This window comes from Clostridium sp. AF34-10BH (genome assembly GCF_003478095.1).
Lineage (GTDB): Bacteria > Bacillota > Clostridia > Lachnospirales > Lachnospiraceae > Acetatifactor > Acetatifactor acetigignens.
The window spans coordinates 94,457-114,130 of record NZ_QUEC01000009.1 but is presented as its reverse complement, the minus strand read 5'-3'; the positions used below and the strand labels follow the sequence as shown (position 1 = coordinate 114,130).

General features: G+C 40.4%; 13 protein-coding genes. All 13 read right to left on the bottom strand.

Annotated features, from left to right (window positions below):
• Positions 1-795 (bottom strand): RNA-guided endonuclease TnpB family protein (locus tag DWZ61_RS08460; protein WP_147354705.1); only part of this gene is annotated, 795 nt, incomplete at its 3' end.
• Between the two features lie 205 nt (positions 796-1,000).
• The gene (locus DWZ61_RS08455) at positions 1,001-1,387 is read right to left on the bottom strand and encodes a hypothetical protein (protein ID WP_147354704.1); all 387 of its coding nucleotides are present in this window, start codon (positions 1,385-1,387) and stop codon (positions 1,001-1,003) included.
• 25 nt (positions 1,388-1,412) lie between these two features.
• The gene (locus DWZ61_RS08450; protein ID WP_118538075.1) at positions 1,413-2,435 is read right to left on the bottom strand and encodes a tyrosine-type recombinase/integrase; all 1,023 of its coding nucleotides are present in this window, start codon (positions 2,433-2,435) and stop codon (positions 1,413-1,415) included.
• A 467-nt stretch (positions 2,436-2,902) separates the two neighbouring features.
• Entirely contained in the window at positions 2,903-8,188 is a 5,286-nt protein-coding gene (locus DWZ61_RS08445; RefSeq protein ID WP_147354703.1) for a hypothetical protein, read from the bottom strand.
• On the bottom strand, positions 8,185-9,351 hold the full coding sequence (locus DWZ61_RS08440) for a hypothetical protein (RefSeq protein WP_118538073.1): 1,167 nt from the start codon (positions 9,349-9,351) through the stop codon (positions 8,185-8,187). The genes DWZ61_RS08445 and DWZ61_RS08440 overlap by 4 nt, the downstream gene beginning before the upstream one ends.
• Before the next feature lie 113 nt (positions 9,352-9,464).
• The gene (locus DWZ61_RS08435; protein WP_118538072.1) at positions 9,465-9,731 is read right to left on the bottom strand and encodes a hypothetical protein; all 267 of its coding nucleotides are present in this window, start codon (positions 9,729-9,731) and stop codon (positions 9,465-9,467) included.
• A gap of 12 nt (positions 9,732-9,743) precedes the next feature.
• Positions 9,744-10,469: a hypothetical protein gene (locus DWZ61_RS08430; protein ID WP_118538071.1), complete on the bottom strand. Its 726-nt coding sequence runs from the start codon at positions 10,467-10,469 to the stop codon at positions 9,744-9,746.
• A gap of 11 nt (positions 10,470-10,480) precedes the next feature.
• Complete coding sequence (locus DWZ61_RS08425; RefSeq protein WP_147354702.1) at positions 10,481-11,668, bottom strand: ParM/StbA family protein; 1,188 nt, start codon at positions 11,666-11,668, stop codon at positions 10,481-10,483.
• A gap of 83 nt (positions 11,669-11,751) precedes the next feature.
• Positions 11,752-13,500 (bottom strand): ATPase, T2SS/T4P/T4SS family, encoded by a 1,749-nt coding sequence (locus DWZ61_RS08420; RefSeq protein WP_118538069.1) that lies wholly within the window; start codon positions 13,498-13,500, stop codon positions 11,752-11,754.
• Positions 13,501-13,809: 309 nt separating this feature from the next.
• Positions 13,810-14,247 carry a DUF488 family protein gene (locus DWZ61_RS08415; RefSeq protein WP_147354701.1) on the bottom strand — a complete coding sequence of 146 codons (438 nt, stop codon included), beginning with the start codon at positions 14,245-14,247 and terminating at the stop codon, positions 13,810-13,812.
• 39 nt (positions 14,248-14,286) lie between these two features.
• Positions 14,287-16,440, bottom strand: coding sequence for an anaerobic ribonucleoside-triphosphate reductase (nrdD, locus tag DWZ61_RS08410; protein WP_118538067.1), 2,154 nt, complete (start codon positions 16,438-16,440; stop codon positions 14,287-14,289).
• Between the two features lie 117 nt (positions 16,441-16,557).
• Entirely contained in the window at positions 16,558-17,244 is a 687-nt protein-coding gene (locus DWZ61_RS08405; RefSeq protein ID WP_118538066.1) for a hypothetical protein, read from the bottom strand.
• A 94-nt stretch (positions 17,245-17,338) separates the two neighbouring features.
• Complete coding sequence (locus tag DWZ61_RS08400) at positions 17,339-19,621, bottom strand: type IA DNA topoisomerase (RefSeq protein WP_118538065.1); 2,283 nt, start codon at positions 19,619-19,621, stop codon at positions 17,339-17,341.
• Between the last annotated feature and the right edge of the window lie 53 nt (positions 19,622-19,674).

Sequence of the window (19,674 nt, the reverse complement as noted above, 5' to 3'; positions counted from 1 at the left end):
CCGGTTGGCTATCCCGGTAGAGATCTTATGCAGGTTATCCAGACGCTGATTGGTAATATGCCTGTGGACCCTGTTCACCTTGCGGAGCTGCTTCAAGCAATTGTTGGATTTCGCTTCATTCTTACGGGAACCCTGCATGCATGACAGCCTGCGCTGCGCCCTGGCGAGCTTCCTGTGGCTCTCGCGGTAATATTTATGATTCGTGCCAACGTTGCCGTTGCTGTCCACGTACAGCCCATCAGAAGCATAATCCAGCCCGATTGCATTGGTTTTATCAGCAGTATAAGTATTTACGGGAGTCTCGAATTCGAACAGGACAGAGACATAATACTTCCCGTCGGATTCCTGGGATACCGCGGCAGATTTGATGAGCCAGTTGTCTCCGGGCATACGATGGATGTTGCCTGCCTTGGGCAGCCTGATAAAGCCGCCGTCCACGATGGCAATAATACCCTTCTGGTTATTAGTGGTATAAGACCGGCGGCTGTGTTTTGCGGACTTGAATTTAGGAAAACCGGTATTCTTCATTCGCGACTTACTGAAGCAGTTACGGAACGCAGCCTGCAGATCCAGTTGTTTATTGGCGAGCGCAAGACTGTCTACTTCTTTAAGATATGGATGATCTTTCTTGTATTTGGCAGGAGTGACAGTGGGAAACTTACCGGCAGCCTTATAGCCTTCGATCTTATCAGACAGCATGAGGTTATAAACCTTCCGGCAACATCCAAAGGTTTTCGTAAATAGAATGCGTTGTTCAGTTGTAGGATAGATCCGGTATCTGTAAGCGCGGTTCATCGAAAACTATCACCTTTCTGTAAAATATCTTTCATAATTATTATGAAAAATAACATTTACTTTATCAGGATTGAAACTTGTAATCAAAGTCAAGGCCAATCAATCGTTATCTCCACGCTGTTCACAATACAGATCTTTATAATCTAACGCTTCGTCTGTGACGTATAATCCCCCATGTGACATTCATAAATATACATATAATGCTCTATTCTCTCATATCATTGAAGTCTCTGCCTGCTAAAATATTCAAAATAGCATTTTTATCCCTCTCTAACGCTAAACAATATGAATTTTTACGAATAACATCTTCAACCGATAATGATTCTTTCTCAAATTCTTTCTCTATTGCCTTATCAAGATAATCCACAAATACTTGCAATCTTTCCTTGAGATTTACATCACAAATCTCATCAACTGGATTTGTGTCTGCTCTCTGACCACAATTTTGGGAATACGCAAATGCCCTTAATTCATCTTTTGACAACCACTTGATCCAACTTCCGCAATCATCGCAGTACAGTCCTGTATTATTACCTTTTACTTCTGTGTGCAATGAAATACTTCCACATTTTTTACAACAATTCTGATACATTATTTTACCTCACTTTTCATACTTTTTAACGTCGCAGATTTCTCACAGCGGCCACATCTGAATCATCCGTTTCTGCATATATCGTAGTTGATGTTATATTCCGGTGGCCGAACTGTTTTTGCACAAGACTTATATCATGTGTCGCTTTCAAAAGAGACATGCCACACGTATGTCGCATTTTGTGCGGAGTAAATTTTTCTGCATTCGTTACCGCGGAAGCAGTAGCGTATTTTTTAATCAATATTTCCACTGATCTGACAGACATTCTATGTCCTTTATTTTTCCCCACGAACGATAGCAGCAGCGCATCTTCGTTATCGGCAACAATCTTTTTGCGTACCTCAAGGTAATCCAGAACATACTCCTTTGCTTTATCTGAAAAATACACGATATTGATGTCGCCGCCTTTGCGCTGAACGGTCATACGGCATCTCTGCAGATCAATATCTTTGATATCCAGCCCAACTAACTCCGAAACACGCACGCCAGTATCATAAAGCAAATTTACGATAAGGATATCCCTGGACGCCGTCATGATGGTATCACGGTATTTTATTTCCCGGTCCGTAAGGCCATGCGCCGTATCTACTGAATACATGAACTTTTTCGTATCCGTTTCGTCCAGATAGATTCGTGGAGACTTTTTATGCTTCGGTCTGATCACGCCATCGACCGGATTAGCTCTCAATTTTCCGTTTTTGATAAAATATACGTAAAATGCAGAAATGGCCCGTAAATAAGCCCGTAAGGTCTCGTCATTGTCGCCTGCGAATCGTAGTGTATGCATAAAAGAAATGATGTCGTCGGAAGTTAACAATGCCAGATCACCGAAATCAATTTCCTTTGGTTTTTTCTGAATAATTTCGTTATCAGTTACCCATACAAAAAATGTATTAAGCTGCCGCGAATAATTTGCCAGCGTAGACGGAGCTCTGGATAGCGAAATCGCATTCATATACTCGGTGACTGCCTGAGGAAGAGAAGTGGATATTTCCGTCACAACAGACATATTCTTTTTGTCACGTTCCTTAAAATAGTTTTTACCCATATCTGCGTACCTCTGAACAAAAATCGCATTTCTTTATATAATTATTATGATAGATAAGTCAAAAACACGCAAATTTCTGCACAAAAATATCCTTTGGAAAAGAAGCAGAAACATTTTCCATATATAGATTTTGAGCGCGGGTCTGGCGAAAACGGCGAATTGACGGAAAATGGTTTTTAACAGACGTGCCGTATGAAATATTCGTGAGCAAATAAAATATTCCACAAAGAATATAAATATATTCGAATGGAATATGAAAATTTCAATACGCATAAAAGTATGACCAAAGGGAATGCAAAAATTCCAGAAGACATAAAATATCACAAATTCATATAATTCTAGTCAAAAGTAATATTCTTTTCGCAACTTCGAAAAGATGCGAATACATATTTATATTAAAATGCTCTCCCATTTTTGCATTTTGGGACAGAAAAAGCGCCGTTCCTTTCGAGAACGGCGCCTGTGAATTAAGGAGCTGGTGAAATATAAGAACAACTATCGTAATAATCTCTGTGGCGAAGAAATACGTTTCCGACACCTTTTACTGTGGAGCAATCGATGGACCAGGTTTGATAAGTTCCATCATATTCAAATTCACCGATATACAAAAGCGCGTGATTTCCGTTCGGATCATAATGCACTATGATGTCTCCAGGCAAATTCTTTGAAGAATCGAAGTTTCCATTTAATCGACCACGAAAAGTTTCTGTTGTGTATATAAAACCAAGCTTATTTAACCACAAATTTGATGTAAAACCGGAACAATCTGACAAATAACAAGGTCCGCTCTTACTTATCAAACAAGGCCCTTCCAAAGGACAGTTATGGTGCGCTTGGCTATACCCTATTTTTCCTACATAATTTAATCCTCTTTCCACAACACTTAACCGTTCTTCTGACAGACCAGGGTAGTTTTCTCTGATCTGTTTCATAATCTCCTGCGTATCGGCAGATGTTAATGCCTGTCCGCCAAGCGTCGTCGTAAGATCAAAACCATACAGATCTTCCCAGTCCATGTTGTATTTAAGAAGCGTTAATTCAATATTTTCTTCGGTCCAGCCTTCCCAATCTTCTCTTTCATTAGGATGTGTACATGCGGCATCAATATCAAAAATATCCTGCGCTTTCTTGAATACATTTAAATCATTGAGAACGAATTTATTGCTATCCTTGTGGACAAATGTTCCATCTTCTACTTTTCCAGCAATCGTTACGCCGGCTTCTTCAGCGCCAACTTCAGTATCTGTGAAACCATATATTACACCGGTAATTTTTGCCTTTAAATGACCTCCACAATAACGTCCGTGATGATCTCCTGCGCATTCATGAGTCACATGATAAGTACAATATTCAACATCCGTTGTCGTGTATGAATCATATTCGATATGCGTTTTGGCTGGTTTTCCTTTTCCTCCGGGTTCATCGATTATCAAAACTGGGTTTGAATGCTCGTGAGAATCTCCTTCGATTTCTGTAGTAAAAATAAAACATTGTAAATCTGAATTCCAACTAAACCCCGTTACATATTCCTTATCTCCAGCTAAACTCTTGATTGTGTCTGAAAAATCGCTTTCGTCAGGTTCGCTATAATCTTTTGGAGAATCTGTGTGACTGCTTATTTTTTCAATTTCCCAACAATCCGAATTATTTTCATTGTATACAGAATTAAAATCATCTACCGAATCGGCATAACATTGTTCATAATTAATAATATTTCCTTCGTCGTCTTCTTCGAATTCCATATTATCTTTTTTTAACGGATATACGCCGCCAGCTGTATGAAGATTTCCGTCTTTGTCCTTTACGGCTATGCCATTTTTGTCATAATAGAAATTCTCATAAATCTGGCAGCCGCCAAAATCGTAATCAGGACATTGCGTTACTTTTACGGTTGTACTGTTTTCACCATCGACGACCGTTGTGTCCGGATCAAAAGAATCTTTCGTTACTTTGGTCGGTAAAATGACGTATTGAAGATCAATGATCTCCTGATGAGACATATTGAATAGATCCTGCGCATAAGCAATCATGCTGTTCGAAGCCCATGATTTAAGGTCTCCATTAATTTTTTTGTTGGACGCCGCAAATGTGGCTCCAGACTGTTTTGCGTTTGCGCTTTCGCTTCCGTCTACAGCTTGCCCGTCATCGTGAGTATCTTCTGGCTCCGTACTAAACATCGTGTAAATATCTGCCATGCAGATAATTTCCTTAATATTACTTGTTCTTGCTGATCCATCTTTTGTCTTATATGCCAACTCTACGCCGCCATTTATATTGTTCATAAATGATGCCGTATTATCGTTTTCGAGATCAAAGTTGCCAAATGGATTAGCTGTAAATCCAGATATATCATTCCATTTTACATTATGTTGTCCCCAGAAAATTCTCGGCGCACCACTTTCGGGTATATATTCTGCCGCTGTTTTATAAGAGGAACCGTATTTTAAATTATAATCGGTAAGGTCTACCCCCTGAGTATCATTAAGCAAACTATCAGTCCATTTTGTCTCCATTTCCTGCAATGAATGCATCGTTTTATTCATTATAGGATCACCGGTGTCGTCTTCGTCATCTTCAATTTCGAATCCAAGTATAAAATCGGCCGGAACCGCGATAACAACAACCGCCGCCCCAAGTATCAAAAAAGCTCCAGCAATTGCGCAAAATATATATTTTTTAGCGGCAAACCTTAAAAGATCGAGAAATCCGATTGCGCTAGCGATTTTTTTAAATACACTGCCTAATACTTTTGTTAACTTTCCAACAAATTTTCCTGCGTGACCGATTGTTCTTCCAATAAGGCTATTTGTTTTTAAGAAACCTGGGGCAAAACGATTCCATTTTTTCGCCAGGGAAGCGAATCTTGCCTGTCTTTTGTCTCTCCTAAGATTTTTTTTAGTTTCTTTCTTTTTCTTTTTACTTGTTTTTTTGTCTTCTTTTTTGGTTTCTTTTTTATCTTTTTTATCTTTGTGATGTTCTTTTAGGTCATCTATTTTCTTGCCGGCTCTTATTACCCCGGAATCAATTTTTCTATATCCTCTTCCAAATGTAGTGTCCCTCAAGAGCCTTGTATTGGCACCAAAACCAATCATGCGACCGGCCCATTTTCCAAGCTTGCCGATAACACGGCCGGTTGTGACTGCCATCAACCATGCCGCTTTCGCAGTAGAACGTACTGTTTGGACGGTTTGCTTAACGTTCATGTATCCGGCAAGAACCTGACTATCCTGTCCGAGCTTGTGTGCGATCATAGAACGGAACGTTTTGCCTGTGGTTATCTTACCTTCTGTGCCTTTTCTTCCTATTCTGTCTCTTTTAGCAATTTGATGAGTTTGCTCCGCAAGAAGCTTCATCTCTGCTCCGGATATACTACTAAGTCCTAAAGCTCTGGCAATATTGCTGTAATCGCCACTTTTTCTTGCCTGACGGTATAACCGATCAAATTTCGTTAAATCCCACACGCCGTCTCTATTGGAAGCCAGTCCACTTCTCTGAAGCATTTTATAAATATCTTCCATAGAAGTATTGGCGTTCTTACGTGATGAAAAATTAATTCCAGCAAACCCCTTTGTTTTTAACAGTTGGTCGAGCTGTCTGTAAGCTCCGGTTCCACTGTTTATTTCTCGCTGAGTTTTTCTGATTAATGCGTCCCGTTTAACTGAAGCGAGATTGGAATAACCGATATTATTGACAAATGTGGATATTCCCGACATTTGGGCTTTTCCGCGTCCCTGCTCAGATTCTCTGTATCCCTCTTCTATAGAGCCCTCAAATACAGTTCCGACAGATTTGACCATATCGGTAGCAACATTGCCTGTATATCTGTTGATCAGCGTCAATCTATTGAATTGAACGTTGGTTTTATCTCCTGCTGAATCTGTTGAAGGAAGCGTATAATGATTCTGAGACTGTTCCTTGTAACTCAGTGTTTCCTTGTGAGAGTTACCATTCTGTAACGTTTTTGACCCGGAAATTTCATCCTTTAAATCAGCTTTTATCTCTCTGTGGTCAGAAAAGGCCGGTTTATTCGTTCTATCTGCTGCGTGCAGCTGTTCCGCGTCTTTGCTGTCATTGTAAGAAGAAAATAAGCTCGCTCCGGTTCCAACCTCGGTAACGGTTACGTTTTCTCTGCGTTCTCTTCGATCGATCTGTTTCTGGATAGCTTCTTCTTTTTCGCGCCTATCTCTTTCGTCTAACGAAGCGGAACGCGACGTCTTTTGCTCAGATGAAGAACGGTCGTTTTGTGAATGATCCGAGGCATTACTATAGCCATCGTTTCTTTTCTCCGTTTCGGCGCTCTGCGCAGCAGAACGTGGCTGTTCGGTCTTATCTACTTTTTGTTTTGGCTCATTTGCTTTCTGTTCAGAGCCACTTGCTTCAATAGATTGGATGTTTGATGCATCTTCATTAGAATGTGTCGTTGCGTTATCATTTCGATAGGAAGCATTTTCTCCGGAACGATCTGTAGCGCTGCTTTCGGACGGTTCTGAATGATCAAAAATCTCTTCGGCATTGTGCTTTTCTGAAAAAGATTCATCTGATTTTATACATTGTTCCATCGAATCATTTTCGTATTCTTCAGAACGCAAGGAATCACTTTTGCCGCCTTCGGTATAAGCTTCCTCAAGGCGTCCAGAATCTTCCTTATATTCTTCTGAATAGGAGTTATTGGGATGATCATCGGTAGATTTTTCAACTTCGTGATGTTCCGATTCGTTATTTGCATCGATATCGCGCTGCTCAGATTCATTATCTACTTTTGCGCTTCGTTGTTCCTCGATATCTGCACTATTTACTTTTTTGGATTCTTCCGAGACAACATTATCTGCGTCATCAGTCGTTCTTTCGAATGAATCATCTTCTTTTTCACAAACATCTGATTCAGCCTGCTTTTCGTGAATAGACGGTACATTATCGGAATCTTCTTTTAAAGGTTCTTCTGTCGCTTCGGGCGCATGCTCATCACTGGGATCAATATTCTGGTCTTCGACAGTCGGTTCTTCGATATCCTCTTTCGGAACAGGAGGAGCTTCCGGCGAAATATCAGATTCTCCGATATTCTCTTCTATCTGCGGAGTATCCGCAGATTCAACCGCTTCTAATTCATCTCTTTCGCCGGATGCAAAATCATTGTTATGATCCACGGTTTCTTCTGCAGCGACTTCATTCTCTATTTCATTGACTTTTTCGTTTTCAATACTCCGAGCAACTTCCTCGGGATTGAAATTGACCTTAAAATCCCCACCCTGCTCAAAATCTTCTTCGGTCAGTTCCGGAGCATCCTCGGGAACCTCTTCAAAGGGGACATCGATCGGGTTAGGCATGCGGCTAGGTTGTTCGCCAGCTAATGAATGCTCCTGTTCGGATTTATTCTTTCTGTATTCTTCAAGAAAATCATCAACATTTAATGTACCGTCGGCAATTTCTTTCTCAAGTTCGGAAATTTTATTAAAATCAGATCTTTTGATTGCAAGAATATAGTGGCCATCTCTGTCATAAAAACCATTAGCTATGATTTTTTTCTTTTCTTTTAACAGAGCTTTTGCCTCGTCCATAGAAAGCCCAGTTACACTCAAAACATCATAATTATTAAAACGGCCATGAATATCAAGCTTATCTTTCATGCTTTTATTAGTCAAAGCATTCAAAATAGTCACTCCGGCTACTTTTGCAACTTCCGCAATCAATCTATTCAGATCGCAAACCACCTTGAGCATTTCTTGGTTCATTTTATCATCATAAACACTCATCATCTTACCTCCTCAATGGAATATTTTTTGAACAAATCTTTTTTCTGTACCGCTATCCTTTCACGATATTCATACAAAGAATTGATCCTGTCTGAAAAAGTCCCGATAATTTTATCAACGCGCTTGACGTCGCATACCTTAAGCAGCTCTGCGCGAACAATTTCCGGCATCAGTTTTAGATTAACGAAGTCCACGTTATCCAACTTTTTTGCAAGCTTTAGCTGATCTTCGTGATAATCACAGAATGGTTTGGAAAAATTATCTACTGTGTAATTGCACTCGATCGGTTCATCAAACCACAAGGAATTGCCGTTATCAAAAATCGGAGCAGGGCCTAAATATTCTCCCGTCGTCGCATTTCTAAGAAAACCGAAATTCCCTAAATGTCTGTCTGTGTTGTTGATGATGTAATCGAATGCAATCATGTTATCAAGAAACTCCTTAACGTTATGCATTCCAAGTTCCTTGCAAACGTATGTGAGTCTGATATACCTTGCTTCCTGTGGATGCCCTTTGGGAATCAAATAAGCAGCTGGGACAAACTCCTGATTATCTTTCAGAAAGTTTTCGCATACGCTCGCCGGCTTATCTCCTACGAGCCCCAAAAAATAAGGAACCGCATTCAATACAGGAAAACATTGCGCGACTTTTGAGCAGGCGATTTCGTTATAGGGTTCCTGAAAAAATGGAGCCCTTCCGAGCTTAAACAAATAATCCAGGTCATTTATCCTTTTCCAGGCTTTTTCCGTAATGCCGTTTGTTGTCAGATCCGGAGAAATGAAGTCATTTCCATAAGATTCATTTTTCAACAGCAGATTTCCGACAGATTCCGAATAGCCGTTTGTGCGGAAATTAACATCTTCCCACTTAACTGCATCTTCTTCTGTTTTTACCCAGTAACAATCTGTTAAATTTACGCAATGGCATGATATGGATAATTCAAATGAAGTGCTCTTTCCTGTAATTTCATACAATTTATCTACATTAGGTCTGCTTTGAGAAATACATCTCTTTTGCAGCCAATCCTTCAGCTGCTTGCCGTCCGGATCTTGCATGTTATAAGGCAGCAGCTCTGCAGCAAATATTTCGCGCATTCGTACTACGTTATTTTTGGAAAGATTGAATGATAGGATTGGATCATTCTTTTTTAAAAGTAAATAATCCATAGATTTTCCTTTCTGAAGTTAATTTTCTCCGCTACTATTATTATGAAAGATTCTTTATACGAACGTTTTATTCAATAAAAAAGCGCCCAATAATGGGCGCTTTCGCAATAATCTTAAAACATAAATTCTGTTACTGGAACCGGAGGTACGGTGTTGAATCCATTCGCTACATTCAACATCTTCGTTACCTTATCTTCCGTCAGCTCCACACCGGATACTGCCGGGGTCAGATAAGAATAAAAATAAGATGTGCCTTCTTTGGTATTTTCCACCGGTATTCCGATAAAATACGGCAGGTTGTTGCTTTTGCAGAATTCTTCTACTGCGGCAACTCGCTTGGCGAGCTCCGTATTCGTTAATTTCAATACTGTTTCATTCATATTACTCTCCTCTTATTGTCCGAAATTCATCGCCTGTTCCAAAGCGCCGAAGATGTCGAATCCGGAAGGACTCTCTGTCTGTGCAGGTGCAGCATTATTGTTTTCCTGTTGCACGTCCGGTGTTGAGACAAATGAATTGTTGTAACTTGCTATGGGTGTTGTCTCTTCGATTTTTGATATCTCAGGAATGACGGGAGTTTCGGTAGATGCTTTTTCCGTTGCCGCGACATTCTCTGCCGCCTTTTCTTCCGCATTCATTTTCTGTGCTTTAGCAAGAACCTGTGCGGTTTTTCTAGCGCTAATTTCATGTCTGGCGGAAATTATACGCTTTGTTCTATTTCCGACGCCATCAACTACAGCCAATGCTGCTTTTTCAGAAGTACGGAAATAGCTTTCGAGCTGGCTTTCTTCTACTCTTGACCTAAGCAGATTTTTGATGAAGCTGTTCATTTGCCTTTTATATACGGATCGCAAGAGTTTTATCACATCCGCATCTTCTTTGTTATCAAGAGTAAATCTGATTTTCAGCGACCCTTTTGGAATTATATCAGCCTGCGTTTTTACAATCGGAATCTGAGATTTTCTTTTTCGTGCATAATCCCTCAATACCGTTTTGAGCACTTTAGAAAATTCTCTGCTGCCTGTCCCCTCGCAACTGCAAAGGGACAGGTAATACATCATAAGGTCATGGTCGTGACGGGAATAAATACGGACATAGAATGTTGTTTTATTAGCCATAGGCACACTCCTTATCCAATATTGATCCGGTACATGTAGTAACCTCTGACATTCGCAAAAATATAAGAAATGTCATCGTTTCTGTTACAAGGAATGATATTGAGAGTTTCAAAACCGGATAATTTTTCCTTAAAATAAGGATACCATGCAGCACCGGTTCCTCCGGAAAGTGTAAGGTAATCCACTTCGCTGAAATAATTATATACTTCCACCAGCTTTGAAATCGCCATATCGCACACTTCCATGCTGGAAGCTTCCAACAAATCAGCAAAGTCAACCGGGTACGATCTCATATTCTTCCGATCCAGTACCTTTACTTCCCCTGTTTCGAGATAATTCTGCATAGCGGGAATTGTTACTGTAACGCCGTATTTCTGATGAATTTTTGCAGCGGTGCGATTAAGTACCTCGAGCATGCTCAATTCCTCGAAAGTCTGACAATCTGCGGGGTTGATTTCTCCGCCCTTGATATATGCGGTATCTCCTGTCTTAAAGCCGGGGTCAAAGACAAGGATTCTTGAACGGAAAATCGCTTCAGAATCAAGTGTCTGAATACCATTCTTATCCACCACCAGGGAAATCAGAGCTCCCATCGGCTGTTGCATAACAAAGATGTCATTCTCCGTCAGCGTAAATTCATAATGTCTCCAGTCTTCACGCCCCATCTTGAGATCAAAACTGTAATTATCTGCGAACACTTCCTTAATATATCTCGCATCATCGAGCATGTATGCGGAAGGAAGCCCGGTCTGTACAACAATTCTTTTTCCTTCGGGGGATCCGTAAGTGTTGCTCTGAAGTGCCATTGCCAGGCCTACACGCGCGGCAATCTTGAACGTTTCGCTGTAATAATGATTTCTCCCGAATAATGTAGGATCATTGTCGCTTGCTGTTTCAATGGAAAGCATCTTCTCTGCTTTTTCGCCCACAGCGTAAATTTCGCCATTCTCGTCACGATACAGAATATCTGTATCCAAAGGTTTTGCGAGGGCTACTGCATTTTTGGGTAGCTTTTTCGCAAATTTGGGAAAAGTAAACAGAGCGTTCTGGCTCATTCCTTTTACGGAAGAATAACCGATATCGAGGCCGATTACCCACTGATCCTGTCTTCGACTGGGATTCTGTCTGATTGCAGGCCTCTGTCCGTTTAAGGTCTGTGACTGAATGATGGTCCGTGTCTTAAAAGCTTTTGTATCCATATTTTTGTCCTTTCTTGGCTGGTTTTCTTTGTCTATCATTATTATGACATATTTTCACAAAAACGCATTTTTCTGCACAGAAATTATAACTGGTATACTGTTTTGAAAATGAGTTGCTTCTTTTCGTCGTCCCATCCGGTAATTTCAACAATTTCCCTAATCTTAAAATGCGACATAAATACGATAGTCTTAAGTTCTTTCAGCATATACATGGCCTGTTCTTTGGAATATTTACTTTCATAAGTAACGTAATCAGCAAGTTTATCTATCGCATCTCTCGCAGACGGCGCATGAACGGTACAGCTACAGATATGACCTGTGGCTGCAGCATTTAAGAAATACCATGCCTCTCCACCCTTGATTTCGCCTATGATGAAATGATCCAGATCGGTCAGCAGACCGTTTGTAGCTTCTTCTTTTAATCCATAAGCCGGACGACCATTTTTGCTGTTCGTGATATGCTGGAACATAAAATCAGGATGTTTGTTTGAAAATAATTCTTTGCTTTCCTGGATAACCAATCCGGACATATTATAATAAATCCGATCAAGCAATACATTCAATAGATTCGTTTTTCCTGATGCGCCTTTGCCACAGATTACGACTCCTGTGGTATTAATTTTTTCAATAAGGTAATTTGCTACCTTTCTCGGCATAACACCTTTTTCTACCAAATCATCAATAGTATATTTATTCTTTCTTATCTTTCTGATGTGTAAATACGGAAAAGGCGAGGAATTTACATACTGTGTGGCAATATTCATTCTCAGAATAAATTTGGGACTTGTATATTCGTCTGTAAACACATGATAAGCTTCATTTGCCAAATTCAATCCATATCGCATGGCAAGACTATTTATATAGTTGATGTAATCATTCGCATTAATAAATCCCACATTGGATGTCATTCTTTTCCCGTTTACTTTTACGCGGATATGTTTCGGGTCAATGACCTTAATATCACTGATTTCATCTGATTCGATCAGCTGATCGAGAACGTAATTCTTATAAACGGCGCTGTAAACTTTATCGAGCAGGAGCTTCATATCTCTGTCAGTAATATTCTGATACAGACGTCTTGTAGTATCTTCTACGTTCTTCATGAAGTTCTCAGGCGTAATATCACCAACCTGTGCCTTAAAGTAAAGCGCTTTTTCGACACCGGTTGTGTAATAGGAAATGATATGTGAACACATCTGCGTGAAACGCTCGTATCCGGCGTCCGTAATCGTCTGAGCGTCAAATCCTGCGGCATCATAAATCATTTCTTTATAATCTGAAGCTTTAGGTTCGGGAACGTCCATTTGTGAAATCAAATCCACTTTTGCAACCGGCTCTGCTGATGCTCCAGAATCAGCGTAATCAGCTCTGTTGGTAATATTTGTGGAAAATGTATTTTCAAACGAAGCAAGAAAAGTATTTAATATATCCTGATGAATCTTATATCCTTCCTCATCCTTTGCAACCCAGTTGGAAGCTTTCAAAACTCTTCTTACCAGCGGAAAACACAATATTTCATACTTAAATAAACTATCGTTATTCAACCCCCGAATAGACAAAACATTTCCTTCTGAAAAAATTGTCTCGAAGAAATCTAAAATAAAATAATTGATTTTAATAAATTCGATATCTTCGCATAAAAATTCCAAAGAAAAAGACAAAGCCTTAATATGGTCGTTGTCGATTCCAGGTTCCAGTTCGCGAAATCTGTCTTTAAAAAGATCCGCCCATTGATATCCGTTTTCTCCCGGAACGACACACATGTAATTTCCTTCCGGTGTCGGAATATTATCTTCTTTCCATGCAGTTACATTAAAATTTCTAATTTCCATAATTTATCCTCCATAATTAATATGAAACATAAAAAACAAAAACATCAAAATTTCTGTGCAGAAATTTGCATTTCAAAATACTTTTGATATAATGAAGGTATGAATTGATTGATCAATTTCACTGTACAGTATGTTTTGTAGGCGGCACCGAACAGCCCGGTTTTATGCGAAAATCTGCAGGTTTATCCGTAAAAACAAATCACAGTCTTATTTTTAAAATTATGACGTTGATGGAGGACCTTATCCAAAATTAAAAAGGGAGTTTGTTCGTGAACAAATTGCATATTTTTAAGATAAGAAAAAGGCAGCTTACAGCTGCCTTTTTAAATGTGTAACATTTTCGACATCAACGGGGACACCCCACTGGTCTAACATTCTCGCAACGATGATCCGATGACACATCTGCTCGCGCTCGCAGGCACAGCACAAATATATCGGATTATCTTTTCTTTTATATATTTCCAATAGTTTAAGCTGCGCTTTCTTATCGGTAGAAAGCTGATAAATGAAGCGTGGCGTATATTCGTTGTCGAACTTTTCCTGCCCCCATTCCAATTTCTTTTTCCAAAGAAGAAAGTCTGTGTATAATTTCTCTGACGGCGCAAGTTCCGGCACAACATGAACATTCGGCAGCTTTGCTATCTTTTCAAGATTTCCGGTGACGCTCCGCATAATCAGCCAGATTTCTTTTCCAGAATAATCTTCAATGTCATTGATATTTCTAAAGTAAATCATTTTTACCTCCAAATAAGAAGAAGCCTTTCGGCTCCTTCTCAATAATTATTTTTACATGCTCTTACGGTCTGCGATTTCGGCCATTTTGGCCTCATTCAGACGCGTATCTCCATGTACCCTGGAATATGCCAGGTAACCGTTCATTCGATCGATTTTGGTCAAATTACGGCTGCCACAGACGGGGCATATATCCATATCCAGTTCCTCATGTCCACAATCATTACAATATGATAATGCCATGTTGACACCTTCATAAAACCCAAGACTCATTGCTCTCCGGATAAGACTCTTGATTGCTGTCACGTTGTAATTTACCGGATATTTTACGTACTGGATTCTTCCGCCCTGGAAATAAGACCAAAATCTCTTTTCCAAATCCTGTTTCTGAATAGGCGTAATATCTTCGGATACATGACAATGGAAGCTGTTGCTCACATACGGTCTGTCGGAAACGCCATCGACAATACCGTATTTTGCTCTGAACTGCTTAATCTGCAGTCCGCACAAATTTTCAGCGGGCGTGCCATAAATGGCATACAGATTTCCGTCGGCTGCCTTATATTCATTCACCTTGTCCTGAATATGCCGCATAACTTCCAATGCGAATTCTCCGTCTTCAACAAGTGACTTGCCATTATACAGTTCCTGCAGCTCATTCAGTGCCGTAATACCAAAACTTGCTGTCGCTGATTTAAGTAACGGCTTGATCTTGTCGGAAGGTTTTAAATTGCCGCCGTAGAAGCCACCTTCGCAGTATGCCAGAGGATTCGTTGAAGCCCTCATCTCTCCGAGATATGCGTAGGTGCGAATATGGAGCTTACGGATCAGCTCCATGTAATAGTCCAGAACTTCATAAAAATCTCTGCTCTCTTTTCTTGCTTTCGCAAGGATCATAGGCAAATGCAGTGATACGGCTCCGATATTGAAACGTCCTTCAAAAACAGGAACATCTTTATCATCTGCCGGATGTGATCCGCCTCTTTCATACCAGGGGGACAGATATGCTCTGCAGCCCATAGGAGAAATCGCCTTGTGATATTTATGCCACATTTCTCCGATCGTGTCATCACTGTCGAGGCTGGTGTAATCAGGATACATCGTTTTAGCTGATGTTTTGACAGCTTCCTCAAACACATCCTCGTTTTCAGCGCCGATTCCGTGAAGGTCTTTGGTGTACAGAAAAATCAGCTTCGGAAACAGCACCGGGATCTTATTTCCTTTTTTGCCCTGTCCTTCTCTGTGAACTCTCAAAATTGCTTTGGAGATCATCTTTTCAATAGGATCGGTTCCGAGACCAAAGGAAATTGCAGTGAATGGATAATCTCCACGGCTGCTTGCCACGGTATTGAGCTTGTATTCCCAGCCCTGATAGCCCTGTTCCATTTCTCTTACGGTTTTGTCCCATGCATATTTTTCAGCTTTTTTCAGAATTTCATCGGTCACAGGTTGCTCGCTGTCCTTAAACACAGAAAGATATTCCTCTTTGTGAAGATTTAAGGATTTTTCCGCATAGGGTTTCAGTATCTTGTCAATCTCAGGAACAGTAAATCCGCCGTACTGCTGGCTTGCTGCATTCAGAATAACATCACTGATGACATCGCAGGCCGTATCCAGCGTCTTCGGCTCATTGTACCAGACATTGCCCATTTCAAAGCCGCCCTTAAGTACTTCGCCCATACGGAACAGGCAGCAGTTCATAGTATCTCTTCTTGCGGACATATCATGGATATAAATATATCCGTCGTTGATAGCCTGTTGTTCTTCTCTGTTCAAGAAGAATTTCTGATACAACTCCTTATTCAACTGATTAAAAATCAGACTGCGCTTGGTAGATACCAGGGCAGAGTCAGAATTTGCATTCTCTTTGTCTCCGATATACATAATAGACTGGCTTTTCTGATATACTTTATCGAGCATATCCACAAAAGTAGTTTTGTAATCACGATAATCGCGATAACTCTTTGCTACCTCCGGGGACACTTTATCAAGAGCGCCTTCGACCAGGTTATGCATTGTGTATATGGAAATTTCAGTCAAATGTTTTTCATCAATATGTTTTTCAACAATATTGACGATCTCATCTTTTTGTTTCTCGCTGAGGTTTATCAAAACTCGATCCGCGCTTTTTGTGATTGCTTTTTTGATTTTTTCAGGATTAAAATCCTGCTTAGTTCCATCTTTTTTGATTACTACTACGTCTTTCATATATTTTGATCTCCTTTCGTACTAAATAAAAAAGAGATAAGGTTTCTCCCCATCTCTTGAACATCATAATTATTATGAAAGAAAATGCCTGCCGTATGATACACGGCAGGCGGCTTCTTAGATTTCCTTCATATCTACGATATAGGCATCCTTGCGGAAAACAGGTTTTCCATCTATTTCTTTTTTGGTGCTGCGCATTTCGAGAACGGCGCAGATCCGGCTGCCGACCATAACGTGAGGAATTACATTCTTCATGTTTCTTGCGATGAGGGATCCTTCAATGTATCTTGTCTTTTTGTCGCTCTTAACCTGAATTACAACCTTGATGTAATTTCTGTTAATCTGAATCAGACGGGATACGGTTCCGACGACAAATACCCTGTTGAATGACTGGTCATACACACGACCTTTGATATCAAACTCTTCTTCCAGCTGACTCTTTGCTTCTTCTAGCTCTTTTGCAAATACCTGGCAGGTATAAAAACCGGGGTTTTTCCTGTCGGGAATAGTTCTCATTTCTCCTGTAACTTTGACGCGTCTACCCTCTTTGATGGCAACGGCTTTTTCATAAAGATCACCGGTCGCAACAACGGTAATACCGGAAGTCTCATTCTTTTCACGCCCTGTGGTTACAAGGATAGTTAATAATACTGCCTTACCGGCATCAAAACGACTGACCATCGTACCCTCAATCTCGGCACGGTTGGTGTCTTCATAATGTTTAACGGTTTCAACCGTTACTTCGTTGTCTGCGGACTTTTCTTCATCCAGAGACAGATTCATTTCAACGACTTTTTCGTCCATAATAATCTCCTTTTCATAAATTATATTTAGAAGTACTACCCTCATAATTATTATGAAAGAAAGCGGAGCAAAACGCCCCGCTTCCTAATGTACGCTATTTTCTTTCCTGAAACACAAATTTTGTGGACCAGTCACTTGCTGCTTTTAATTTAGCTGTAAATGTGCCGGAGCCATCTTTTTTCTTGAACTCGATAAAATCTGTTTCTCCGGAACAGAACAGCTTCGCAAGCTGCTCTTCGGAAAGTGTTGTTTGTCCGATCTTTTTCCAAACGACGGCGGTACATTTGCTACAGCCATATCCTTTTTCAAATTCGCGGATTTTTCCGCCGCAATGAGGGCATACTTCGGGCATTTTTGCCAGCGCTGTCTTTTTGAATTTCGGTTTCACTTCCATTTTAGTATAGCCACCGGAACTGGAAGTTTTGATCTTTTCTTCCGGAAGATCTTTTTTGATTTCTTCTACGCTTGCATCTTTTACAGCGTTTACTTCTCTGGTGACATAAGCATATAACTTTTCCAGATAGCCTTCCTTTGTCACATCACCGCTCGCTACCATGTCCAGTCCTTTTTCCCAGTTAGCCGTCATTTCCGGTCTGAGTAGGGACGGCGTAATAGCGTTGACGATATCAAAGATCACCTCTCCGCGCTCACTGGGAGACAATGCCTGCGTCTTCTTATTAAGTGTTACGTAATTGTTGGCGATCAACTTTTTGAGGATTTCTGCCCTCGTTGCGCTGGTTCCGATTCCGCTGGACTTGATCTGTGCCCTGAGATCTGCATCTTCAATCAGCTGTCCTGCGTTTTCCATTGCAAGGATAATACTACCGGAAGTATATCTTTTGGGCGGCTGCGTTTTTCCTTCCACAATTTCAAATCTTGCGTCGTAGCTCTCTCCTTCTTCCAATCCTGAGAACATTTCATCTGTCTCTTCTACCGTTTTATCATAAACGGAAAGGTATCCAGGCGTTACAAGTGTTTTTGTTGCTGCCTGAAAACTTTCTCCATCGCAATCGAAGAAATATGCATTTTTCTCATAAACGGCTTCCGGATAAAAGATAGCAAGAAAACGGCGGCAGATCATGGTATAAACCGTTTTTTCGTCATCTCCGAGGGAATTATAACTGCTCACTTCTTTTCCGGTAGGAATAATTGCATAGTGGTCAGAAATCAACGCATCATTCGTGTATTTGGTATTTCCGATGTTGTTGATATAACCGGCATCGATCATAGATGCACATTTGCCAACAACCGGATGACTCTTTAATCCATTGATATTGTTTGTGATTTCCTTTGCGACGGCAGATGATAAGACTCTTGCATCTGTTCTGGGATAAGTCACCATCTTTTTCTCATATAAGGTCTGAACGATCTGAAGAGTCTGGTCAGGCGTAATCTTAAGCGCGGAAGAACACTCTCCCTGCAGCTCGGCAAGGTTATAAAGCATGGGCGCGGATTTCTTTTCTTTGTTTTTCTCCTTATTTTTAAAAAGAAGCTGCCCTTTTTCTTCACATTTCGCTTTCAATTCTTCTGCGTTCTTCTTATCAGAAAATGCTCCGGGCTTGTAAAGCATAGGTGATTCAAAATATGCAGACGTCTCCGTTGTTTTCCAATCAGCGGAAGAATCGCCAACAAATCCCCTAAGCCCATAGAACGGAATTTCTTTTGAGCCTTTAATTAGTCGTTCGCGATTTACGATCATTCCAAGCACGCAGGTCATAACACGGCCAACAGCAATAGCTTCATTGTTCGTGTTGCCTACGATATTGTTATAAAGTCTGCCGAATTTCAAAGTATAGGCTCTGGAAAGATTGATTCCAAAGAGATAGTCTTCTATGGCACGCATATAACCGGCATCGGAGATAAGATCATATTCGGAAAGAAGTTTCGCTTCCCTGATACCTCTCTGAATTTCCTCTTCCGTCTGGGAATCGATCCATACTCTGCGCTCTTCTACATTGCTTCCGATATTGCAGAACTGGCGTACAAGACGCTGGATATATTCTCCCTCTCTCGCAGCATCACCGGAATAAAAAATGTGATCCACGTCTTTTCTTTCAATCTGTGTTTTAACGATTCCAAACTGTTTAGCTACACTCTCAATAACCTCATATTTGAATGTTTTAGGTAAAAACGGCAGAGTGTCGAGTTTCCATGATTTCAAATCTGGATCATATTTCTCCGGATAACTCATTGTAACGAGATGTCCCACACACCATGTGATGATTGTATTGCCGTCTTCGATATAGCCGTCTTTTCCTCCCCCGTTAACATGCAGGGCCTTTGCAAAATCTCTGGCTACGCTTGGTTTCTCTGTAATAAAAAGTTTTTTATGAGTTTTAGAATATGTTGAGTTGTTGTCGTTTTTTGCTTGTTTCATAGTTAGTTTTTTGATTCCTTTCTTAACATAATTTAATTTATACGTTGTACTTA